This window comes from Streptococcus sp. SR4 (assembly GCF_000517725.1).
In the GTDB taxonomy this organism is placed as follows: Bacteria; Bacillota; Bacilli; order Lactobacillales; family Streptococcaceae; genus Streptococcus; species Streptococcus salivarius_F.
On the sequence record NZ_AZYW01000019.1, the window covers coordinates 15,675 to 40,531 of the forward strand.

General features: G+C 41.3%; 15 protein-coding genes and 1 pseudogene. 15 read left to right on the top strand and 1 reads right to left on the bottom strand.

Translation table 11 applies throughout. The annotated features are described in order from the left end of the window. Positions 1–26 precede the first annotated feature (26 nt). The 14 genes and pseudogenes from treP to ilvC all read left to right on the top strand — a co-directional run bounded on the left by treP (position 27) and on the right by ilvC (position 20,833). Entirely contained in the window at positions 27–2,003 is a 1,977-nt protein-coding gene (treP, locus tag HMPREF1519_RS02105) for a PTS system trehalose-specific EIIBC component (protein ID WP_022496084.1), read from the top strand. Between the two features lie 63 nt (positions 2,004–2,066). Then, positions 2,067–3,692 carry an alpha,alpha-phosphotrehalase gene (gene treC / locus HMPREF1519_RS02110; RefSeq protein WP_037611105.1) on the top strand — a complete coding sequence of 542 codons (1,626 nt, stop codon included), beginning with the start codon at positions 2,067–2,069 and terminating at the stop codon, positions 3,690–3,692. 81 nt (positions 3,693–3,773) lie between these two features. Beyond that, positions 3,774–5,669: a M13 family metallopeptidase gene (locus tag HMPREF1519_RS02115; RefSeq protein ID WP_022496086.1), complete on the top strand. Its 1,896-nt coding sequence runs from the start codon at positions 3,774–3,776 to the stop codon at positions 5,667–5,669. A 112-nt stretch (positions 5,670–5,781) separates the two neighbouring features. Next, a pseudogene (gene adhE / locus HMPREF1519_RS02120) lies at positions 5,782–8,397 on the top strand (bifunctional acetaldehyde-CoA/alcohol dehydrogenase); the annotation flags it as partial. Between the two features lie 160 nt (positions 8,398–8,557). Continuing rightward, the gene (locus tag HMPREF1519_RS02125) at positions 8,558–9,403 is read left to right on the top strand and encodes a hypothetical protein (RefSeq protein ID WP_022496088.1); all 846 of its coding nucleotides are present in this window, start codon (positions 8,558–8,560) and stop codon (positions 9,401–9,403) included. Between the two features lie 25 nt (positions 9,404–9,428). Further along, positions 9,429–10,406, top strand: a complete 978-nt coding sequence (locus HMPREF1519_RS02130) for a hypothetical protein (RefSeq protein WP_037611107.1) — start codon at positions 9,429–9,431, stop codon at positions 10,404–10,406. Between the two features lie 159 nt (positions 10,407–10,565). Next, positions 10,566–12,050: a threonine synthase gene (gene thrC / locus HMPREF1519_RS02135; protein WP_022496090.1), complete on the top strand. Its 1,485-nt coding sequence runs from the start codon at positions 10,566–10,568 to the stop codon at positions 12,048–12,050. A 60-nt stretch (positions 12,051–12,110) separates the two neighbouring features. Beyond that, positions 12,111–13,397, top strand: coding sequence for an MATE family efflux transporter (locus tag HMPREF1519_RS02140; RefSeq protein ID WP_022496091.1), 1,287 nt, complete (start codon positions 12,111–12,113; stop codon positions 13,395–13,397). Positions 13,398–13,508: 111 nt separating this feature from the next. Then, entirely contained in the window at positions 13,509–13,874 is a 366-nt protein-coding gene (locus tag HMPREF1519_RS02145; protein WP_002885694.1) for an Asp23/Gls24 family envelope stress response protein, read from the top strand. Next, on the top strand, positions 13,874–15,541 hold the full coding sequence (locus HMPREF1519_RS02150; protein WP_022496092.1) for a DAK2 domain-containing protein: 1,668 nt from the start codon (positions 13,874–13,876) through the stop codon (positions 15,539–15,541). Before HMPREF1519_RS02145 ends, HMPREF1519_RS02150 begins: the two co-directional genes overlap by 1 nt. Positions 15,542–15,710: 169 nt before the next feature. After that, entirely contained in the window at positions 15,711–17,432 is a 1,722-nt protein-coding gene (gene ilvD / locus HMPREF1519_RS02155; RefSeq protein ID WP_022496093.1) for a dihydroxy-acid dehydratase, read from the top strand. A gap of 133 nt (positions 17,433–17,565) precedes the next feature. After that, positions 17,566–19,266, top strand: a complete 1,701-nt coding sequence (locus HMPREF1519_RS02160) for an acetolactate synthase large subunit (RefSeq protein ID WP_022496094.1) — start codon at positions 17,566–17,568, stop codon at positions 19,264–19,266. Next, a complete protein-coding gene (gene ilvN, locus HMPREF1519_RS02165; RefSeq protein ID WP_002892046.1) occupies positions 19,259–19,735 on the top strand; it encodes an acetolactate synthase small subunit in 477 nt (158 codons plus the stop codon). Before HMPREF1519_RS02160 ends, ilvN begins: the two co-directional genes overlap by 8 nt. A 75-nt stretch (positions 19,736–19,810) precedes the next feature. Then, on the top strand, positions 19,811–20,833 hold the full coding sequence (ilvC, locus tag HMPREF1519_RS02170; protein ID WP_002885764.1) for a ketol-acid reductoisomerase: 1,023 nt from the start codon (positions 19,811–19,813) through the stop codon (positions 20,831–20,833). A gap of 153 nt (positions 20,834–20,986) precedes the next feature. On the opposite strand, the gene tyrS is transcribed toward ilvC, so the two are convergent. Continuing rightward, complete coding sequence (gene tyrS / locus HMPREF1519_RS02175) at positions 20,987–22,243, bottom strand: tyrosine--tRNA ligase (RefSeq protein ID WP_002885869.1); 1,257 nt, start codon at positions 22,241–22,243, stop codon at positions 20,987–20,989. Between the two features lie 101 nt (positions 22,244–22,344). Between tyrS and pbp1b the strand changes: the two genes are divergently transcribed. Further along, positions 22,345–24,768 carry a penicillin-binding protein PBP1B gene (gene pbp1b / locus HMPREF1519_RS02180; RefSeq protein ID WP_022496095.1) on the top strand — a complete coding sequence of 808 codons (2,424 nt, stop codon included), beginning with the start codon at positions 22,345–22,347 and terminating at the stop codon, positions 24,766–24,768. Positions 24,769–24,857 lie beyond the last annotated feature (89 nt).

Consider the following 24,857-nt stretch of genomic DNA (forward strand, 5'->3'; position numbering starts at 1 on the left):
TTGTCAAAAAAGAAAAGGAGATTCAAATGGGTAAATTTGAACAAGAAGCAAAAGATCTGCTTACTGCAATCGGTGGTAAAGAAAATGTGACTGCTGTTACTCACTGTGCGACGCGCATGCGTTTCGTTCTTGGTGATGATAAGAAGGCAGATGTGAAAACAATCGAAGCCATTCCTGCTGTTAAGGGGACTTTCACCAATGCAGGTCAATTCCAAGTTATCATTGGTAATGATGTACCAATCTTTTATAACGATTTCACTGCTGTATCAGGGATTGAAGGTGTTTCTAAAGAAGCTGCTAAATCAGCTGCCAAGAGCAATCAAAACCCAGTTCAGCGTGTTATGACAACCTTAGCGGAGATCTTTACACCTATTATTCCAGCCCTTATCGTTGGGGGATTAATCCTTGGTTTCCGTAATGTTCTTGAGGGTGTGCATTGGTCAATGCTTGACGGTAAGACAATTACCGAGGTTTCTCAGTTCTGGTCAGGAGTGAATCACTTCTTGTGGTTACCTGGTGAAGCTATTTTCCAATTTTTGCCTGTAGGTATTACTTGGTCTGTTTCTCGTAAAATGGGGACTAGCCAAATTCTTGGAATTGTTTTGGGTATCTGTCTGGTATCACCACAATTGCTTAACGCTTATTCAGTAGCATCGACACCAGCGTCTGAAATTGCTAAGAATTGGGTTTGGGATTTTGGATTCTTTACTGTTAATCGTATAGGTTATCAAGCGCAAGTTATTCCTGCCCTTCTTGCTGGTTTGTCACTTTCTTATCTTGAAATTTTCTGGCGTAAACATGTACCAGAAGTAGTATCAATGATTTTTGTACCGTTCTTGTCATTGATTCCAGCCCTTATTTTGGCTCATACTGTTTTAGGTCCTATTGGTTGGACTATTGGCCAAGCTCTTTCAACAGTGGTTCTTGCTGGTTTGACAGGTCCTGTAAAATGGCTTTTCGGTGCTGTTTTTGGTGCCCTTTATGCGCCGTTCGTTATTACTGGTCTTCACCACATGACCAATGCAATTGATACTCAGTTGATTGCGGATGCTGGTGGAACAGCTCTTTGGCCTATGATTGCTCTATCAAACATTGCTCAAGGTTCAGCTGTTTTTGCTTACTATATTATGCATCGTCATGATGAACGTGAGGCTCAAATTTCACTTCCAGCTACTATTTCAGCTTATCTTGGTGTTACAGAACCAGCCCTCTTTGGGGTTAACGTCAAATATATTTACCCATTTGTTGCGGGTATGATTGGTTCATCTATCGCAGGTCTTCTATCAGTAACCTTTAACGTTACAGCGGCCTCCATTGGTATTGGTGGGTTGCCTGGTATTCTATCAATTCAACCTAAGTATATGATTCCATTTGCAGGAATTATGCTTGTTGCTATCATTGTACCTATGGTCTTGACCTTCTTTTTCCGCAAGGCTGGACTCTTCACAAAAACAGAAGATAGCACAGAGCTTCAAGCGGAATTCGCGGCTCAAGAAGAAGCAGAATTTGCAGTTCATGCAGAACCAACAGCCCTTGTTAAAACAGCCCAACTGGTGAGCCCACTTGCTGGACAAGTGAAACCACTTAGCCAAGCTACAGACCCAGTCTTCTCATCAGGTGTCATGGGACAAGGCGTCGTGATTGAACCAAGTCAAGGTGAATTGGTTTCACCAGTCAATGGGACAGTGACAGTACTCTTCCCAACTAAGCACGCAGTCGGTATCGTTTCTGAAGAAGGCGTGGAGCTATTGATGCACATTGGTATGGATACGGTTAGCCTTGACGGAAAAGGATTTGAGGCTCACGTTGCTCAAGGTGATAAAGTTGTTGTTGGTCAACAATTGATTAGTTTTGATATGGATGTTATTAAAAAGGCTGGTTTGGTCACTGAGACTCCAGTTATCATTACAAATCAAGATGATTTCCAAGCAGATGTTGAAGGGGATCTTCCACGTGATATCAAACGTGGTGATGCTCTCATGATTGCTCATCGAACAAAATAAGCTAAGGGGTGGAGACGTTACGGTTCCACCTCTACATATAAAGGACAAAAGAGGAAAAATCACATGGCATTAGATAAAACAAAGGTTGTATACCAAATTTATCCAAAATCATATAAGGACACTACAGGAAATGGAATCGGTGATTTCAGAGGCATCATTGAAAAAATTCCTTATCTATCAGAGTTAGGCGTGGATATGGTTTGGCTCAATCCTTTCTATCCGAGCCCACAACGTGACAATGGTTACGATATTTCAGACTATACAGCCGTTAACCCTGTCTTTGGAGACATGACTGATTTTGAAGAAATGGTCCGTGTTGGAAAAGAGCACAAGATTGATTTCATGCTAGACATGGTGCTCAACCATTGCTCGACGGAGCATGAGTGGTTCCAAAAAGCTTTGGCTGGAGACCAGTATTATCAAGATTTCTTCTTTATTCAGAACCAACCAACCGATTGGTTGTCTAAATTTGGTGGTTCTGCCTGGGCTCCTTTTGGAGATACGGGGAAATATTACCTTCACCTCTTTGACGTGACACAGGCGGACCTCAATTGGCGCAATCCCAATGTCCGCAAGGAATTGTTCAAGGTGGTCAACTTCTGGCGGGACAAGGGAGTCAAAGGTTTCCGTTTCGATGTAATCAATTTGATTGGGAAAGATGAGGTCTTGGTAGATTGCCCTGAAAATGAAGGGAAACCAGCTTATACGGATAAACCAATTGTCCATGACTATCTTCGTATGATGAATGAAGCGACCTTTGGTTCTGATGATAGCTTTATGACAGTTGGAGAGATGTCATCGACAACCATTGACAACTGTGTTTTGTATTCAGCACCGGAGCGCCACGAGTTGTCTATGGCCTTTAACTTCCACCATCTTAAAGTAGACTATGAAGATGGTCAAAAATGGACCATTGCTCCCTTTGATTTTGAAGAGCTCAAACGTCTCTATCATACCTGGGGTAAGGAAATGAGTGAACGAGGTGGTTGGAGTGCCCTTTTCTGGAATAACCATGACCAACCTCGTGCCTTGAATCGCTTTGTGGATATTAAGAACTTTCGTAATGAAGGAGCGACCATGCTAGCAGCTAGCATTCACCTATCACGTGGAACACCTTATATCTACATGGGCGAAGAAATCGGGATGATTGATCCAGATTATGATTCTATGGCAGATTACGTGGATGTGGAATCCATCAATGCTTACCAAATGCTCTTGGACCAAGGCGAGTCTCCTGAGCAGGCCTTCAAGATCATTCAAGCCAAATCACGTGATAATTCTCGTACGCCAATGCAATGGGATGCTTCTGAGAATGCAGGTTTTTCAACAGGCACTCCATGGTTGAAAGTCGGTAAATCTTATAAAGACATCAACGTTGAAAATGAAATCGATGGACCAATCTTTAAATTCTATAAAGAATTGATTCGCTTGCGCAAAGAAATGCCTATCATTTCAGAAGGAAGCTATCAGCCAGCATTTGAGGATAATCAACAAGTCTACGCCTTTGAACGCTACTTAGACGATCAAAAACTCTTGGTACTCAATAATTTCTACGGAAGTGAAGTTGAAGTGGAGATTCCAGCAGAATACCAAGTAGGGCGCGTGCTCTTGTCAAACTATGATGATGCAGAGCTTGCTGAAAAGGTAAGTCTTAAGCCTTATCAAACCCTAGCAATCTTAGTAAAATAAGCCAAACTTTCCTCAGTAAATGCTTTTGCTGGGGAATTTTGTTATAATGAAAGCACTTTTAATGTTGATGGAGGAAGTGTAATGACACGCTTACAAGATGATTTTTACCATGCGATTAATGGTGAGTGGGAAAAAACAGCAGTGATTCCCGATGATAAACCACGCACAGGAGGTTTCTCAGATTTAGCAGATGAAATTGAAGACCTCATGCTTGAAACAACTGATCAATGGTTGGCAGGAGAGAATGTTCCTGACAATGCCATTCTACAAAACTTTATAAAGTTTCACCGTATGGCTACGGACTTTGACAAACGTGAGGCATTGGGTATCGAGCCTGTTAAACCTTGGATTGAAGAATACAAGAAGCTTTCCTCATTCTCAGAATTTGCTTCGAAAATTGCTGACTATGAGATGTCTGGTAAGCCTAATGAGTTCCCATTCGGTGTATCTCCAGACTTTATGAATGCTCAATTAAATGTCCTCTGGGCAGCAGCGCCAAGTATTATTTTACCTGATACAACCTATTACACTGAGGATAATGAGAAGGGCAAGGAGCTTTTAGGAATTTGGCGTGAAATGGAAGAAGAACTCCTTGAGAAATATGGCTTTACAGCTGAAGAAATCAAAGATATCTTGGACAAGGTTATCGCCCTTGATGCTAAGTTGGCCAAGTATGTCCTTTCGAGTGAAGAATCTTCCGAGTATGTGGAACTCTACCACCCATATGATTGGGAAGACTTTACCAAGCTAGCACCGGAACTCCCACTTGATAACATCTTCACAGAAATCTTGGGACAAGTTCCTGATAAAGTTATCGTTCCTGAAGAGCGCTTCTGGACAGAATTTGCGGCGGAATATTATTCAGAAGATAATTGGGAGCTACTTAAGGCGAGCCTACTTATCGATGCTACGACAATTTGGAATGCCTATTTGACAGATGAACTTCGTGTTCTATTTGGAAAATATGGTCGTGCGCTTTCAGGAACACCACAAGCCTGGGACAAGAAAAAAGGAGCCTACTATTTGGCACAAGGCCCTTACAATCAAGCTCTAGGACTATGGTATGCAGGTGAAAAATTCTCACCAGAAGCAAAAGCAGACGTTGAAGCCAAAGTGGCAACCATGATTGATGTTTATAAATCACGCCTTCAAACAGCGGATTGGTTGGCACCGGAAACACGTGAAAAAGCTATTACGAAACTTAATGTCATTACGCCTCATATCGGTTATCCAGAAAAACTACCTGAGACATATAATAAGAAGATTATTGATGAGAACTTGTCACTTGTTGAGAATGCACAGAAGTTAGTCGAAATTTCAATTGCTCATAGCTGGAGTAAGTGGAACCAACCAGTTGATCGAAGTGAGTGGCATATGCCTGCCCACATGGTTAATGCTTACTATGATCCACAGCAGAACCAAATTGTTTTCCCAGCAGCTATCCTTCAAGCACCTTTCTATGACCTTCACCAATCGTCATCAGCCAACTATGGTGGTATTGGTGCTGTCATTGCTCACGAGATTTCCCATGCCTTTGATACAAACGGAGCTTCCTTTGATGAGAATGGTAGTCTTAAGAATTGGTGGACTGAAGAAGACTATGCAGCCTTTAAGGAACGTACTGACAAGATTGTGGATCAGTTTGAGGGCTTGGACTCTTATGGTGCCAAGGTCAATGGTAAATTGACTGTTTCTGAGAATGTTGCTGACCTCGGTGGTGTAGCCTGTGCCTTAGAGGCCGCTAAACGAGATAAGGATTTTTCAGTTCGTGAGTTCTTTGTTAATTTTGCGACAATCTGGCGTATGAAAGCACGTGAAGAATACATGCAAATGTTAGCTAGCGTGGATGTGCATGCTCCAGCTAAATGGCGCACCAATGTTATCGTGAGCAACTTTGACGAATTCCACAAGGAATTTGACGTTAAAGAGGGCGACGGCATGTGGCGTGCCCCAGAAGATCGCGTGATTATTTGGTAATAATGATGAAATCTGTCCAAAAATGGACGGATTTCTTTATTTTTGTCGTTGTAAGGGTTTACATAACGACTAGAAAACGTTATAATATACTTGTGTTAAAACTTGTGAAGTTTTTAACAAGTATTCAAAGGAGTTTCATATGACTAAACAAACTAAAGATGTTCAAACAGTAATTGATGAATTGGCAACAAAGGGTGTTGAAGCCCTTGATGCTATGGCTAACTTTACGCAGGAGCAAGTGGACCATATTGTTCACCAAGCTGCGATTGCTGCCCTAGATAAACACATGTATTTGGCTAAATTGGCCGTTGATGAAACAGGGCGTGGTATTTATGAAGATAAAGCCATCAAGAACATGTATGCTTCTGAATACATTTGGAATAGTATTAAATATGACAAAACTGTAGGCGTTATTGCTGAAGATAAAGAACAAGGTTTGGTTTCTATCGCTGAACCGGTCGGTGTTATCTGTGGGGTTACACCAACAACTAACCCAACTTCAACAACGATTTTCAAAGCCCTCATTGCATTGAAGACACGTAACTCTATTGTCTTCGCCTTCCACCCATCAGCTCAAAAATCATCTGCAGAAGCTGCTCGTATTGTTCGTGATGCGGCTATTGAAGCAGGTGCTCCTAAGGATTGTATCCAGTGGATTGAAGAGCCATCTATCGAAGCAACTGGTCTTTTGATGAACCATCCTAAGATTGCTACGGTACTTGCGACTGGTGGACCTGGTATGGTTAAGGCCGCTTATTCAACTGGTAAACCAGCTCTTGGTGTAGGAGCCGGGAACGTACCATCTTATATTGCTGCTGATGCTAAAGTTAAACGTGCTGTCAACGATATCATCGTTTCAAAAACTTTTGACAATGGTATGATTTGTGCTTCTGAACAAGCAGCTATCGTTGATGCAGCTATTTATGATGAAGTTAAGGCTGAATTCGAAGCACATCAATGTGTCATCATTTCTAAAAAAGCTGATATTGCTAAATTGGAAAAAGTCGTTCTTAATGAAGCACGCACAGCTGTAAACGGCGCTATTGTAGGTCACTCAGCTATTGAAATTGCTGAAAAAGCTGGTCTTAAAGTACCTGCAGGTACAAAAATGCTTTTGGCAGAAATTCCAGATGCAACAATGGAACATCCACTTGCCTTGGAAAAATTGTCTCCAGTACTTGCCCTTATCAAATCTGATGGCGTTGAAGATGGTTTCAAAAAAGCAGAAGGCATGCTTAATTTGGGTGGTCTTGGACACACAGCTGTTATCCACACTGAAAATGAAGAGCTCCAACTCCAATATGGTATTCGCATGAAAGCCTGCCGTGTCTTGGTAAATAGCCCATCAGCTGAAGGTGGTATCGGTAATATCTACAATAACATGATTCCATCATTGACTCTTGGTTGTGGTTCACACGGTCATAACTCAGTGTCACACAATGTTAGCTCATTTGATCTCTTGAATGTCAAAACATTGTCAAAGCGTCGCAATAACATGCAATGGTTTCGCGTCCCACCAAAAATCTTCTTCGAAAAAGATTCAATAACTTACTTGCGTCACATTGAAGCTGAGCGCGTGATGTTGGTTTGTGACCCTGGTATGGTTCAGTTTGGTTATGCAGACTTGGTTAAACGTCAATTGGAACTTAACCGCCACAGACCAGCAGTAGATGTTTTCTCGGATGTTGAGCCAAACCCATCTACGAATACGGTTTACAAAGGTTTGGAACGCTTTGTAGACTTCCAACCAGATGTTATCATCGCTCTTGGTGGTGGTTCTGCAATGGACGCTGCTAAGGCTATGTGGATGTTCTTTGAAAACCCAGATGTAAGTTTCTTCGGCGCTAAACAAAAATTCTTGGATATTCGTAAACGTACTTACAAGATTCCTTACGCTCAGAAGACAACATTTATCTGTATCCCAACAACTTCAGGTACAGGTTCAGAGGTAACGTCATTCGCTGTTATCACTGATAGTGAAACTCATATCAAGTACCCATTGGCAGACTATGCTTTGACTCCGGACATTGCTATCGTTGACCCTGCTTTGGTTATGAGTGTGCCTGCTAGCGTTACAGCAGATACAGGTATGGACGTTTTGACTCACGCCATTGAATCTTATGTATCAGTCATGGCTAGCGACTATACACGTGGACTTTCACTCCAAGCAATTAAACTTGTTTTTGAAAATCTTGAACATTCTTACCGCTTTGGTGATGAAGAATCACGTGAAAAAATGCATAATGCATCAACAATGGCTGGTATGGCCTTTGCCAACGCCTTCCTTGGTATCAACCACTCACTCGCTCACAAGGTTGGTCCTATGTTTGACATTCCACACGGACGTACTAATGCGATTTTGATGCCTCACGTTATCCGTTACAACGGTCGTGATCCTCAAAAACACGCTATGTTCCCTAAATATGACTACTTCCGTGCAGACAAAGATTACGCAGATATCGCTCGTTTCATGGGATGGGGTACTGACAAACAATCAGATGCTGAATTGGTTGAAGTTTTGGCACAAAAAGTATACGAATTGGGTGTTGCCGTTGGTATTGACATGAACTGGAAGGGACAAGGTGTCACTAAGAAACTTCTTCAAGACACTGCCTATACTTTGGCCGAACATGCTTATGAAGACCAATGTACAACAGCTAATCCGAAAGAACCACTTATTTCAGAATTGAAAGAAATTATCGAAATTGCCTTTGATTACAAAGGGTAAGCGATAGACAAAAGTAGCTCTATAAGGGCTACTTTTTTTGCTAGAAATCCTCTATATTAGAGTGTTTATCCAAATTAAAAATAAAGGACTTTCCCGGATAAGATAGAAAAACGCTTTAAGAATTGTTATAATAACCTTACAGCAAGATAAGGAGATTCCTATGACAAAAGAAGAAGGGCTTAGTTTGGGTGAAACAGCACATCCTCTCAAGCCTCATGAATTGAGGCCACCAATGGCTTCTACAGCAGGGAATAGAGCGACTAATAGGTTTAAAGAGTTTAATGCTGATAGGATGGTGAGTGTTCAATTCAATCCTAGTCAACAAGTAAAAGAATCAAAGGAGCCAGTAACCTCAAAGAATATTGTGGGGATGGTATCAGGTGTGATTGCAGCGATACTCACCATACTTTTGATTGTTTGTCTCGTGATGGGATACCGTTATCGAGCCGCAAGCATTGAGGGCGATTGGACAAGTCCAACCTTTAGTGAGAAAATGTTAGCCACTCTGAAAGACACTGCTACTACTAAGAATAAAGTTAGTAATGCTTTACCACAAGGTCAAGATCTTATCACCGATATCAATACAGCAATGAGCATTACTGACAATAAGGCTCACTTAAAAGTGAGCTTTGTTTACAATCGTAAAGGTCTTTATCAGGCTTACCAAAGTAGAGTTACTGAATTGAAAGGTCAGTACGGCGAGGAGTTCTCGGAGGTTTTTGATAGTTATTCATTGTCAGAAAAAGACTACTATAAACAGTTTGATGAGACAGTGAAGAAAGAACTTCCAAAGAGTTATACCTACGATGCCAAAACCGGTCGTGTTACAACAACTGCTTTCACGGGTGATATTAACCGTTGGGAGCAAACAATCACTGTGGATAAGGCTGGAGATTCAGATGCTTTTAAAAAAGGTGATGTATTAGATTATACACCCAACAATGAAGGTTTTACTATCAAGGCACACAGTGAATTTGGTGACATTAGCTTTACAAAAAATAAATAAAAAAGGAAATTAAAGGGGAATATAAATGACAAGAGAAGAATGGTTGGACTATTTTGAGACGGTAAACGGACGTAAGCCGAGTGTTCAGGAAATGGCGGATGCTTTGAAAGCTGGAGAGTTTGTTAATGAAGCACCAGCTAAAGCTGAAAATACAGTTACTACTGAACCTGTTAAGGTTGAGGCAGAAATCGTCGAGACAAGCACTAGTCCTCTACCAACAGAAACGGCACCAGTAGTAACAGCAACTGCACCTTCTACGGTTGCTTTTCCAGAAGGACAAGCAGCTATGGCAAATTTGGCTCCTAAGAAACCAATGGATCCCAAAAAGAAAAAACGCATCCTAGTCTCAGTTTTGTCAGCGGTAGTCCTTGTCTTCTTATGTATCGGTGGCTTTATGACTTACCGTTATGTGACAGGTAATATTGATGGCAAATGGTACAGTAGTTCTCTAGGTAGAGAGTATAGTTCAAGCATGTCTGAAAGTTTGACAGACTTGGATAGTAAGGAGCTTGAAAAGTACTTTACAGATACTGCTGTAACCATGAAAGTAAAAGGTAGCAATGCGAAGGTGACTGCTAGCTATACTTTTGATAAGAAAACTTATATCAAGGACTATCGTGAGAGGGTTCAGAAGTCCTTCTCAGCCTTTGGAGATTTATTTAAAGCCTTCTATGGAGATTCCTTTGAAAACTATTACAGTGAGGAAACCATAGAAAAAGAACTTGATGAAGCTCTTGAAAAAGCTGCAAAAGACAGCGGTCAAAAGTATGATTCGAAGACAGGCGAAACAACGACAACCCTTTTCAAAGGGAAGGTTAGCCGTTTGGGACATAAGATGACTGTTACTTCTGTCAACAAAGACGTTGATATCGATAGTCTCAATGTGAAAAAAGGTCAAGAGCTAAAAGTGACTAAAAAAGATAAGAAAGTAACGCTTAGTGGTGATGGGAAATCAAAAGATATCACTTTCTCAACTAAGAATGACACCAAAGATAAATTTTAAGATGACATCCGGAATAGCTATTCCGGATTTTTTCATGTCTTTGAGAGGAGAAAATGGGGTGATATCCGAATGATTTTTCCACAAGTCATAAAACGTGTAGAAATATTCTGACAATTATGCTACAATAGAGCCACAGACTATCTAAAAAGAGGATTTACCATGACACTTGTATACCAATCAACACGTGACGAAAATAATAAAGTAACAGCTAGTCAGGCTATTCTTCAAGGTTTGGCAACAGATGGTGGTTTGTTCACACCGTTGTCAACGCCTGAGGTTACTTTGGACTTTGATCAATTGAAAGCTGCTTCTTACCAAGAAGTTGCTAAATTGGTCTTGTCAGCTTTCTTGGATGATTTTACTGAAGAGGAATTGGATTACTGTATCACAAATGCTTATGATGACAAGTTTGATACAGCTGCCATTGCACCAGTAGTTAAACTTAAGAACCACTACAACCTTGAACTTTTCCACGGTTCTACTATCGCTTTCAAAGATATGGCCCTTTCAATCTTGCCTTACTTGCTAACAACATCAGCTAAAAAGCAAGGTGTTGATAATAAGATTGTCATCTTGACAGCTACATCAGGTGACACTGGTAAAGCTGCCATGGCTGGTTTTGCAGATGTTCCTGGAACTGAAATCATTGTCTTTTATCCAAAAGATGGTGTTTCAAAAATCCAAGAATTGCAAATGACCACTCAAACAGGAGCTAATACGCACGTTATTGCCATTGATGGTAACTTTGATGATGCTCAAACAGATGTGAAACGTATGTTTAATGATGTTGATTTGCGTGAGAAATTGTTGGCTCATCATACGCAATTCTCATCAGCTAACTCAATGAACGTTGGTCGTTTGGTACCGCAAGTGGTTTACTATGTATATGCCTATGCACAGTTGGTTAAGGCAGGTCATATCCAAAACGGAGATAAGGTGAACTTCACAGTACCAACAGGAAACTTTGGTAATATCTTGGCGGCTTATTATGCACGTCAGATTGGTGTTCCAGTTGGCAAATTAATCTGTGCTTCTAATGAAAATAACGTCCTTACAGACTTCTTCGCAACGGGTACTTATGATAAGAAACGTGACTTCAAGGTAACAACAAGCCCTTCTATGGATATCTTGGTATCTTCTAACTTGGAACGCTTGATTTTCCACCTTCTTGGTAATGATGCTACTAAGACCAAAGAGCTTATGGATGCACTTGTGACTAAGGGTGAGTATACTTTGGCTGATGCAGATAAAGATATTCTTGATTTGTTTGCAGCAGGTTTTGCAACTGAGGATGAAACAGCTGCTGAAATCAAGCGTGTCTATGATGAAGACAAGTATATCGAAGATCCTCATACAGCAGTTGCCTCAGCTGTTTACGAAGCCTATGTTCAAAAGACAGATGACCACACACCAACAGTTATCGCTTCAACAGCTAGCCCATACAAATTCCCACGTGTGGCCGTTTCAGCTGTCACTGGTAAAGATAGTGGGGGTGATTTCAAGGCAGTAGAAGATTTGCACCAACTTTCAGGTGTAGCTATCCCAGCTGCTGTAGATGGACTTGAACATGCAGAAGTTCGCCATAAAACAGTTGTTGCGGCAGCTGATATGCAAAAAGCAGTTGAAAGCTATCTTGGTGTATAAGAATAAAAAAATAGGAGCTGAGAAATCAGCCCTATTTTTATCAATATAGAAAAGAATATTATGACAGAAACAAAGAAAATTCTAAACATAGCCTTGCCTGCTATGGCCGAAAACCTTCTACAAATGTTGATGGGGGTTGTCGATTCTTACCTAGTGGCTCAGGTGGGTATTGTCGCTATATCGGGGGTTTCCGTAGCCAATAATATCATTACGATTTACCAAGCTATCTTTATTGCTCTAGGAGCCTCAAGTGCCAGTGTCATTGCCAGGAGTTTAGGAAAAGGTGATGTTAAAGCGACTAACCGAGACACTTGGGATGCTATTATTATTACCCTTGCTCTTAGTCTCATCCTTGGTCTACTTTCCATTTTTGGTGGTGGGGCCATTCTTAATCTTTTAGGTACTGAGCAATCTGTGACTCAGGCTGGTAGTCTCTACCTTGCTCTTGTCGGTGGAGGAGTGGTTTTCCTAGCCTTGATGACCACTTTTGGTAACATCCTACGGGCCAAGGGACGACCTCGTATTTCCATGGTCATCAGTCTTTTGACCAATGTTCTAAATGCTATTTTATCTTCTTTAGCCATCTTTGTGGGACATTGGGGGATTATTGGGGTCGCAACGGCTACGGTTTTCTCTCGTCTGGTTGGGACAGTGATACTCTGGCAAGCGATGAAACTGGATGTGAAGCAGCTTGAAATTACCAAACCTTTTAATAGAGATTTGTTGGGCATTGCCCTGCCAGCAGCAGGTGAGCGACTGATGATGCGTGCTGGAGATGTGGTCATCGTGGCTATTATTGTTACCTTTGGTACAGCCGTTGTCGGTGGTAACGCCATTGGTGAAAACCTCACTCAGTTTAACTATATGCCTGGTATGGGAGTCGCTACGGCTACGGTTATCTTGGTTGCCAATAGTCTGGGTCGAGGGGATAAGACGCAGATGAAGCGTATTATACGAGAGTCTTATTGGATTTCCACCTTCTTGATGGTTCTGGTTTCAGGGAGTATCTTGCTCTTTGGCCAAGGATTATCAGGTCTCTTTACAGATAATAAAGCAGCTATTGCGGCTAGCCAGGTAGTTATTCTTTATTCTTTCCTTGGGAATCCTGTGACTTCGGGGACTTTAGTTTACACAGCAGTTTGGCAAGGTCTGGGTAAGGCTAAGATGCCTTTCTATGCGACAACTATTGGGATGTGGATTATTCGAATTTTCTCAGGATACTTCCTTGGGGTGAGTCTGGGAATGGGTCTTGCTGGTGTCTGGATTGCAACCGTTGTTGATAATGTATGGCGTGCGATCTTCCTCTACGTGATGTACCGTCGTTATCTCGTAAAGAGAAAGTTTTAATGATAAATACTGAGGAGATACTCTTATTCAAAGGGTATCTTCTTCTTATTTTTTACAAGTAGGCTCGAATATGGTAAAATAAGCTGATAAAAACTTTTTGAGGTAGTAATTATGACTGTAAAAATCAATACAAAAGATGGTCAAATCGAATTGTCAGATGATGTCATCGCAACAGTAGTTGGCGGTTCAGCAACAGAAATTTTTGGCGTTGTCGGTATGGCAAGTAAGAGTGCTATCCGAGATAATTTTCAAGCACTTCTTGGAAAAGAAAACTACGCAAAAGGAGTTGTCGTGAAATCTACTGATGCAGGTATCACTGTGGATGTCTACACTGTTATGAGTTACGGTGTTAAGATTAGTGAGGTTTCAAAAAATATTCAAGAACGTGTGAAATTTAATCTTGAGAATCAACTCGGTATCAAGGCTGAAACGGTAAATGTTTACGTTCAAAATATTAAAGTCGTAGGAGAAAACTAGTGTCTAAAATTACAACAAGCTTGCTTCAGGAGATGGTCCAAGCGGCAGCAACACGTCTAGGTAAGCAAGCAGAATATGTGAATTCACTCAATGTCTTCCCAGTACCAGATGGAGATACTGGAACAAACATGGGAATGACTATGGATAACGGAGCCAAAGCTGTCGCAGATCAATCAGCTTCAACAGTTGGTGAAGTTGGTCAGATTTTGTCTAAAGGTCTTTTGATGGGTGCCCGTGGTAACTCGGGTGTTATCACGTCACAATTGTTCCGTGGATTTGGTCAAAGTATCAAGGACAAAACGGAACTTGACGGCCAAGATCTAGCTCATGCCTTCCAAACAGGGGTTGAAGTTGCTTATAAAGCTGTTATGAAGCCTGTCGAAGGAACAATCCTTACAGTATCACGTGGTGCAGCTTCAGCAGCGATTAAGAAAGCTGAATCTACAAATGATGCTGTTGAGGTTATGCGTGCAGCTCTTGACGGAGCTAAAGCTGCCTTGGCTAAGACACCAGAGATGCTTCCAGTTTTGAAAGAAGTTGGTGTGGTAGACTCAGGTGGTCAAGGTTTGGTCTTCATTTATGAAGGTTTCTTGTCAGCCCTCACAGGTGAGTATATCGCTTCAGAGGACTTCCAAGCGACACCAGCTACGATGACAGAGATGATCAATGCAGAACATCATAAGTCAGTTGCTGGTCATGTTGCAACAGAAGACATTACCTTCGGTTATTGTACGGAAATCATGATTGGTCTCAAACAAGGTCCAACTTATGTGAAGGACTTTGACTATGAAGAGTTCCGAAATTACTTGAGTAACCTTGGGGATTCTCTCCTTGTTGTTAACGACGATGAAATTGTCAAAGTTCACGTCCACACTGAGGATCCAGGTCTTGTCATGCAAGAAGGTCTTAAATATGGGGCTCTTGTCAAAGTTAAGGTTGACAACATGCGTAACCAACACGATGCACAAGTTCAAAAAGAAGAAGCTATCCAAGCTGCACCTTCTGCTCCTAAAGACTTTGCTCTTATTGCAGTTGTTGCTGGAGATGGGCTTGCAGATATCTTCAAATCACAAGGTGTTGACTATGTGATTTCAGGTGGTCAAACAATGAACCCATCAACAGAAGATATTGTTAAGGCTATTGAGCAGGTCAATGCTAAGAATGTTATCATCTTGCCAAACAATAAAAACATCTTTATGGCAGCACAATCAGCTGCTGAAGTAGTAGATGTCAATGCGGCTGTTGTTGAAACGCGTACAGTACCACAAGGCTTTACAAGCTTGCTTTCATTTGATCCTAGCCAAAGTATCGAAGCGAACGTTGAAGCTATGACAGCTAGTCTTTCAGATGTAACAAGTGGTAGCGTGACCTTGGCGGTACGTGACACAACTATTGACGGACTTGAGATTCATGAAAATGATATCCTTGGTATGGTTGATGGTAAAATCCTTGTGTCTACACCAGATATGGATCAAGCCCTTCTTGACACTTTTGACAAGATGATTGACGAAGACAGTGAAATTGTTATGATTTACGTCGGCGAAGAAGGTAATCAAGAACAAGCTCAAGCACTTGCGGAAAAATTGGAAGAGGCTCACGAAGATATCGAAGTTGAAATCTTCCAAGGAGACCAACCAGTTTATCCATACCTCTTTAGTGTTGAATAATATTGAAATAATCATTTAGGAAGTCTTAGGGCTTCCTTTTTGTTTTGTCAGTTTTGATACGGTTGGGACATCTTTTCGAAATTACAGAAATATTCTGAAAATTCCTTGACATTACTTTCCAAAGTGGTAACATATGTTGTAAGAAATTTTATAGATTGAAGGTAACATCATGAGAAGTGATATGATCAAAGTTGGTGTTGATAAGGCACCAGCACGCGGACTTTTGTATGCGACTGGGCAAGTTAAATCTGCCAAGGATATGCAAAAGCCCTTCATTGCTATTTGTAACTCTTATATTGATATTGTTCCAGGGCATGTTCACTTGCGTGAATTAGCAGATATTGCCAAGGAAGCCATCCGCGAGGCTGGCGGTATTCCTTTTGAGTTTAATACCATTGGTGTGGATGATGGGATTGCCATGGGGCATATTGGGATGCGTTACAGTCTTCCATCTCGTGAATTGATTGCCGATTCTGCAGAAACAGTTATTAATGCCCACTGGTTTGACGGGGTTTTCTACATTCCTAACTGTGATAAGATTACACCAGGGATGATTTTGGCGGCCATGCGTACTAATGTGCCAGCAGTATTTTGTTCTGGTGGCCCTATGAAGGGTGGCGTTGACATGACTGGTCATCAAGCGACGCTATCAAGTTTGTTTGAAGCTGTAGGTACCTATCAGGCTGGAGATATGAGCAAGGAAGAGCTCGATTATTTGGAGAAAAATGCTTGTCCAACTTGTGGTTCATGCTCAGGAATGTTTACCGCTAACTCAATGAACTGTTTGATGGAAGTTTTGGGCCTTGCCCTTCCAGGTAACGGTACTATCCTAGCCGTTTCAGATGAACGTCGTGAATTGGTTCGTCAAGCAGCCACAAAATTGATGGATAACATCAAAAATAATGTTCGCCCACGTGATATTGTGACCAAAGAAGCCATCGATGATGCGTTTGCTCTAGATATGGCCATGGGTGGTTCAACCAATACTGTTCTTCATACGCTTGCTATTGCGCGTGAGGCCGGTATTGACTATGATCTTAAAGACATTAACGAGATTGCCAAGAAGACACCTTATCTCTCTAAAATTGCACCTTCAAGTGTTTACACTATGCATGATGTCCATGAAGCTGGTGGAGTTCCAGCCATTATTAATCAGTTGATTAAAAAAGGAGCCATTAAGGGTGATCGTATTACAGTTACTGGTAAGACTTTGAAAGAAAACGTAGCTGGTGCTGAAATCAAGAATGAAGAAATTATCCATCCAATTGAGAATCCTATCTCACCAGTTGGTGGTTTGTCTATCCTTTACGGAAATATTGCTCAGGATGGAGCTGTTATCAAGGTCGGTGGTGTAGATCCATCTGTTAAAACTTTCCGTGGTAAAGCTATTTGTTGTGATTCACAAAATCAGGCCCTTGAGTTGATTGATAATGGAACAGTTAAGAAGGGCCATGTCGTTGTCATTCGTTACGAAGGTCCTCAGGGTGGACCTGGTATGCCAGAAATGTTGGCACCAACTTCTAAGATTGTCGGACGCGGTCTTGGTAAGGATGTGGCTCTGATTACGGATGGTCGTTTCTCAGGAGCTACTCGTGGTATTGCTATTGGTCACGTTTCTCCAGAAGCAGCAGAAGGTGGTAATATCGCCCTAATCGAAGATGGCGATGAAATCGTGATTGACCTACCAAATCGTACCCTTGATCTGCTTGTCGATGATGCAACCCTTGAAGAACGTCGCAAACATTTGAAACCTTTCAAATCAAAAATTTCAAGTGGTTGGTTGCGTCGCTATACAGCCTTTGCTAAATCGGCCAATGTTGGCGGAACTTTGATGAGTGACGAAGAATTCGAAGAACGTAAAGCAGAACGTCAAGCACAAGAAAAAAAATAAGAACATTCTTTCCGAAGAGTTTGTGATATTTTTCTCTGAAACCCTTGCAAATTTGGTTAAAAATGTTATCATAGTATACAAGGTTTTGAATTTTTAGACAATTCGAAAAAAACAACTACTAAAGGAGGTCCATGTGAAGAAAATTGAACTTGAAGAAGCACGCTCTGGTGCTGATTTAATTCTAGATACACTTCTTGAACTTGGGATTTCAACTATCTTTGGATATCCTGGCGGAGCGGTTCTTCCTTTGTATGATGCTATTTACAAAAATGACAAGATTAATCATATCTTATCTCGTCATGAGCAAGGAAGTCTGCACGAAGCTGAAGGTTATGCCAAATCCACTGGTAAACTCGGTGTTGCTCTTGTAACGAGTGGTCCTGGTGCCACTAATGCTATTACAGGGATTGCAGATGCTATGAGTGATAGCGTACCTCTCCTAGTCTTTACTGGTCAGGTCGCAACACCAGGTATTGGTAAGGATGCCTTCCAAGAGGCTGACATTGTCGGAATTACCATGCCGATTACAAAATACAATTATCAGATTCGCGATACAGCTGATATTCCTCGTATTATTAGGGAAGCGGTTCATATTGCAACAACTGGCCGACCTGGTCCAGTTGTTATCGACCTCCCTAAAGATGTCGTGGCTAAGGAAACAGCCTTCATCAACGATCCTGAAATTAATCTTCCAAGTTACCAACCGACGCTAAGACCAAACGAAATGCAAATCAAGAAAATCTTGAAGCAGTTGGGTAAAGCTAAGAAGCCGGTTATTGTAGCTGGAGGTGGGGTATCTTATTCTGAATCTGCTAAGGAGCTAGTTGCTTTTGCAGAACGCTACCAAATCCCAGTTGTCACAAGTCTTTTAGGACAAGGGACAATTGCTACTAGTCATCCCCTTTTCTTGGGTATGGGTGGTATGCACGGTTCATATGCGGCTAACATTGCTATGACGGATGCTGATTTTATGATTGCTATTGGTTGTCGTTTTGATGATCGTTTGACAGGTAATCCTAAAACATTTGCTAAGAATGCTAAGGTTGTCCATATTGATGTAGATCCAGCTGAGATTGGTAAAATTATTGCAGTGGACCTTCCAGTTGTTGGTGATGCCAAGCAAGCTCTTGAAATGCTCTTGGCAGAGCCAGTGGTTCAGAATAACACTGAAAAATGGATTGAAAAAGTCACAAAAGACAAAGAGCGTGTACGTTCTTACGATAAGAAAGAACGTATGGTACAGCCTCAGGCAGTTATCGAGCGTATCGGTGAATTGACTAAGGGTGACGCCGTTGTTGTTACTGACGTTGGTCAACATCAAATGTGGACAGCTCAGTATTATCCATACCAAAATGAGCGTCAATTGGTGACCTCAGGTGGTCTTGGAACAATGGGATTTGGTGTCCCAGCAGCAATTGGTGCCAAAATTGCTAATCCTGATAAAGAAGTTATCCTCTTTGTTGGTGATGGTGGTTTTCAAATGACGAACCAAGAATTGGCTATCTTAAATATTTACAAGGTACCAATCAAGGTTGTTATGTTGAACAACCACTCACTTGGTATGGTACGTCAATGGCAAGAGTCCTTCTACGAAGGGCGTACATCAGAGTCTGTCTTTGATACCCTTCCAGATTTCCAATTGATGGCTCAAGCTTACGGCATTAAGTCTTACAAGTTTGATAATCCAGAGACAATTGATCAGGATTTGGAAGTTATCAAGGAAGACGTGCCAATGTTCATCGAGGTGGATATCTCTCGTAAAGAGCATGTCTTGCCAATCGTTCCGGCTGGTAAGAGTAATCACGAAATGTTGGGGGTGAAGTTCAATGCGTAGAATGTTAACAGCTAAACTTCAGAACCGTTCGGGTGTCCTTAACCGCTTCACAGGTGTTCTTTCACGACGTCAAGTTAATATTGAAAGTATCTCTGTAGGGGCTTCTGAGGATCCTAACGTTTCACGTATTACGATTATTATTGATGTGAATACTCAAAATGAAGTGGAACAAATCATCAAACAGCTTAATCGTCAGATTGATGTGATTCGCATCCGTGATATCACGGATCAGCCACACTTGGAACGTGAAGTTATCCTAGTTAAGGTATCAGCACCAACCTCTAAACGTGCTGAAATCTTGGCGATTATTCAACCTTTCCGTGCTTCGGTGGTTGATGTGGCACCAAGCTCTATCACTATCCAGATGACTGGTGATGCTGAAAAGAGCGAGGCGCTTCTACGAGTTATTCGTCCTTACGGAATCAAAAATATCGCTCGTACGGGTGCTACTGGATTTACCCGTGATTAAAAAATCCAACTTAAATTTGTTAACCCAGCCTTAAAAAGGCAATAAATTATTTTTTTAGAAAAGAGACATATTACTATGGCAGTTCAAATGGAATATGAAAAAGACGTAAAAGTAGCAGCACTTGACGGTAAAAAAATCGCCGTTATCGGTTACGGTTCACAAGGTCATGCGCATGCACAAAACTTGCGTGATACAGGTCACGATGTGATCATCGGTGTTCGTCCAGGTAAATCATTTGATAAAGCTAAGGAAGATGGTTTTGATACTTACACAGTAGCAGAAGCAACTAAATTGGCTGATGTTATCATGATCTTGGCTCCAGACGAAATCCAACAAGAACTTTACGAAGCAGAAATTGCTCCAAACCTTGAAGCTGGTAATGCTGTTGGTTTCGCACACGGATTTAACATCCACTTCGAATTCATCAAAGTTCCTAAAGATGTTGATGTTTTCATGTGTGCTCCTAAAGGACCAGGTCACTTGGTACGTCGTACATTTGAAGAAGGTTTTGGTGTTCCTGCACTTTACGCAGTATACCAAGATGCTACAGGTAACGCTAAAGACATCGCTATGGACTGGTGTAAAGGTGTTGGTGCAGCACGTGTTGGTCTTCTTGAAACAACATACAAAGAAGAAACTGAAGAAGATTTGTTTGGTGAACAAGCAGTTCTTTGTGGTGGTTTGACTGCCCTTATCGAAGCTGGTTTTGAAGTCTTGACTGAAGCTGGATATGCTCCAGAATTGGCTTACTTTGAAGTGCTTCACGAAATGAAATTGATCGTTGACTTGATCTACGAAGGTGGATTCAAGAAAATGCGCCAATCAATTTCAAACACTGCTGAATTCGGTGACTACGTATCAGGTCCACGTGTTATCACTGAACAAGTGAAAGAAAATATGAAAGCAGTTCTTGCTGACATCCAAAATGGTAAATTCGCTAACGACTTCGTTAACGACTACAAGGCTGGACGTCCAAAACTTACTGCTTACCGTGAAGAAGCTGCTAACCTTGAAATCGAAAAAGTTGGTGCTGAATTGCGTAAAGCAATGCCATTCGTTGGTCAAAACGACGACGACGCATTCAAAATCTATAACTAATGTGATAGTCTCGAAAACCAGCCTAGTGCTGGTTTTTTGTGTTCTGAAGAGAGTAGTTGGGAATCAATCCTACTGCTCTTTTTTGGTAGATAAATTGTAAAATATAGTGCAACAAAAAAACTCACTCCATTAAGGAGTGAGAATAGCTATAAATTAGTAAGTCAAGACAAAGTTTTTCTTCTTACCACGACGGATAACTGTAATTTCATTATCAATTTTATCTGCATCTGATAGAGTGTAATCCAAGTCTTGTACACGTTCACCATTGATGTAGATAGCACCGTTTTGTACATCTTCACGTGCTTGGCGTTTAGAAGGTGAAATCTTAGCATTAACGAGAAGTTCAACGATGTTCAGATTTTCATCTGCTGAAATCTCATAAGTTGGGACACCGTTAAGGGCAACTTTAAGGTCGCGTGCTGAGAGAGCTTTAAGATTACCAGCGAAGAGTTGTTCAGTGATGTGAACAGCTTGTTCGTAGGCTTCTTTACCGTGAACCAAGGTAACAACTTCACGAGCCAAAACCTTTTGTGCCAAACGTTGGTGACGAGCTTGGTCAAATTCTTTACCGATTTCTTCGATTTCTTCAAGTGACAAGAAAGTGAAAATCTTCAAGAAGCGAACAGCATCATCATCCATAACGTTGAGCCAGAATTGGTACATTTCGTAAGGTGTTGTTTTCGTAGCATCAAGCCAGACAGCGTTACCTTCAGATTTACCGAATTTTTTACCAGTTGAATCTGTGATAAGTGGAACTGTGATAACGTGTCCAGATTTGTCCGCTTTACGACGCAAGAGCTCAGTACCTGCTGTCATGTTACCCCATTGGTCAGAACCACCAATTTGGAGGGTTACGCCGTACTTATCGTTGAGTTCATAGAAATCGTAACCTTGCATGATTTGGTAGGCAAACTCAGTGTAAGAGATACCTGTTTCGATACGTTTCTTAACAGATTCCTTACTCATCATGTAGTTAACTGTGAAGTATTTACCCACGTCACGCAAGAAATCGATGAAGCTGACTGAACCAAACCAATCATAGTTATTGACCATAACGGCTTTGTTGTCACCATTTTCAAAATCAAGGAAACGAGAGAGCTGACCTTGGATTTTTTCAACCCAACCTTCAACGGTTTCTTTGGTTTGGAGGCTACGTTCAGCATCTTTAAATGATGGGTCACCAATCAAACCTGTTGCACCACCAACGAGGGCGTAAGGTTTGTGTCCAGCCAATTGAAGTCGTCGACTTGTAAGGATAGCTACAAGGTGTCCAAGGTGGAGACTGTCTGCTGTTGGGTCATAACCAGTGTAGTATGAGACTGGTCCCTCTTCAAAGGCTTTTACAAGGGCTTCTTCATCTGTGGTTTGAAAAATCAAGCCACGTGCTTTTAGTTCTTCAAAAATTGTCATGATATTCTCCAGTAAAGTATATTCTGCACCATTATACCAAAAGAAAGTAGGCCTATGCAAGCTTTGTCAAAGTTTGTTATAATAGGCTTTGAGGTATTTCTATGAATTTTGAAAAAATAATAAATTATTTTAGACGACTAGGGCAGGCTATTCGCACAAGGTTTGCTGGTTTTAGGTCTAAAAGAGGAGATAAATCTTTTAAAGAAAGGAAAGCTACGACTGGATCTAAGTGGAATCGTAAGCAAGCACGGAAGTCGCCTGAGGATGGGATGACACTCTTAGACATGGGTGATGTTTTCTTAAAAACCTTAAAGCTCTTGTCTGATTTCTTTTATGTGGTTATTATCGTTCTTACCTTATTCGGTGCAGGAATTGGTTTGGGTTATCTGGGGAGTCAAATTGAGTCTGTTCCATCGATTAAGGACAAAACCTTGTTGAATCAGATTAGTGAGGTTAGTTTGGTATCTTCGATGAGCTATTCCGATTCCAAGAAGATTGCGGATATTGATACTGACTTGCTGAGAACACCTATTGAGAGTGATGCGATTTCTAACAATGTCAAAAATGCCATCATTGCGACTGAGGATGAAAATTTTAAAAAGCATAAGGGTGTTGTACCAAAGGCAGTTTTTAGGGCTTTGGTGTCATCAGTTTTGGGAGTTGGCTCTTCAAGTGGTGGTTCTACGCTAACGCAGCAGTTAATCAAGCAACAGGTAACAGGCGATGCGCCAACCTTTAAACGTAAGGCGGCAGAGATTATCTATGCCTTACAATTGGAGCGTCGCGCTTCTAAAAATGAAATTTTAACCGATTATCTGAATGTTTCTCCTTTTGGACGTAACAACAAGGGGAAAAATATTGCTGGTATTGAGGAGGCTGCTCAAGGTATCTTTGGCGTATCTGCAGCGGATTTGACAGTTCCTCAGGCTGCCTATCTGGCAGGTTTACCACAGAGCCCAATTGTCTACTCACCTTATACAGCTGACGGTCAATTAAAAAACGCAGAGGATCTTGCTTATGGCTTGGCACGTCAACAAGATGTACTCTACAATCTTTATCGCGGTGGCTATCTAGATAAGTCGCAGTACGAAAGCTATAAGAGTTATGATATCACTAAAGATTTCAAGGCCGGTGAGAAGTCTGATGCCGTAAGTCATGACTATTTGTACTATTCTGTCATGTCTGAGGCTCAGGATGTCATGTATGATTACCTCGTTAAACGTGACAAGGTATCGAGTCAAGATTTGAAAAATGATAAGACAAAGGAAAGCTATCGTGAGAGAGCTCTTCAAGAGCTCCAAACCGGTGGCTACAGCGTTAAGACAACTATTGACAATGCAGTTTATAATGCGATGCAAGATGCTGCGAGTCAATATGGTGGCCTCCTCGACCAAGGTGGCAATAGTGGAGTTGAAGTTGGAAATGTGCTCATGGATAATGCGACTGGAGCAATTCTAGGATTTGTTGGTGGTCGTAGTTACGAAAATAATCAAAATAACCATGCCTTTGATACGGCACGCTCCCCAGGTTCATCTATTAAGCCTATTATCGCTTATGGAATTGCTATTGATCAAGGTTTGATGGGTAGCTCAAGTATCCTTTCTAACTACCCAACTAATTTTACGGGTGGAACGCCTATTCTCCATGATGGTGATAAAGGTACAGCTATGATGAACCTACAAGAGGCACTCAATACCTCATGGAACATTCCAGCCTTTTGGACTTACCAAATGCTTCAACGTCATGATGTTGATGTTGAGGGTTACATGACCAAGATGGGGTATAAGATTGCTAATTACAATATCGAGAGTTTGCCTCTTGGTGGAGGAATTGAAACCACGGTTGCCCAACAGGTAAATGCCTATCAAATGCTTTCAAATGGTGGCGTCTATGAGAAGGGCTATATGATTGATAGTATTACCGACCGGACTGGCGAAGTTATCTATCAGCATAAATCTGAAGGGGTTCAAGTCTTTTCAAGAGCTACGGCTAGCATCATGGATAACTTGCTCAAAGAAGTGGTAGTTAAGGGAGCAACAACTCAATTTCATTCTGAATTGAAAAATGTCAATGGTGCAGCAGCCTCAGCGGACTGGATGGGTAAAACAGGAACGACAGATAACTTTGCGGATGCTTGGTTGATTGTGTCAACGCCTGGTATTACTCTTGGTGGTTGGGCTGGTTATGACAATAATACACCAACCAATTCTAAAACGGGTTACACCTATAATGCGCAATATATGGCTCGTTTGACTTCCGCTATCTATAATGCTAATCCAGGTATTTTCAAAACGGGAGATAAGTTTAATATCGATTCAAGTGCCATTAAGGCAAGTGTGCTCAAATCAACAGGTCTTAAACCAGCAACAGTGTCTGTCAATGGTCGTAATGTTTCTGTAAGTGGTGAAATGGTTGATACTTACTGGGCTAAAAATGGACCTGGAGATACGACTTACAAGTTTGCTATTGGTGGAACTGACAGTGACTATCAAAAAGCCTGGTCTAGCATTCTTGGAGGGCATTAGGAATTGCCAAGAAAACTTGCAAAAAAGTAAAAAATTAGGTATAATATAGACAACTATTTGTCGTCTTACTTGGTTGAAATATTGTCCAA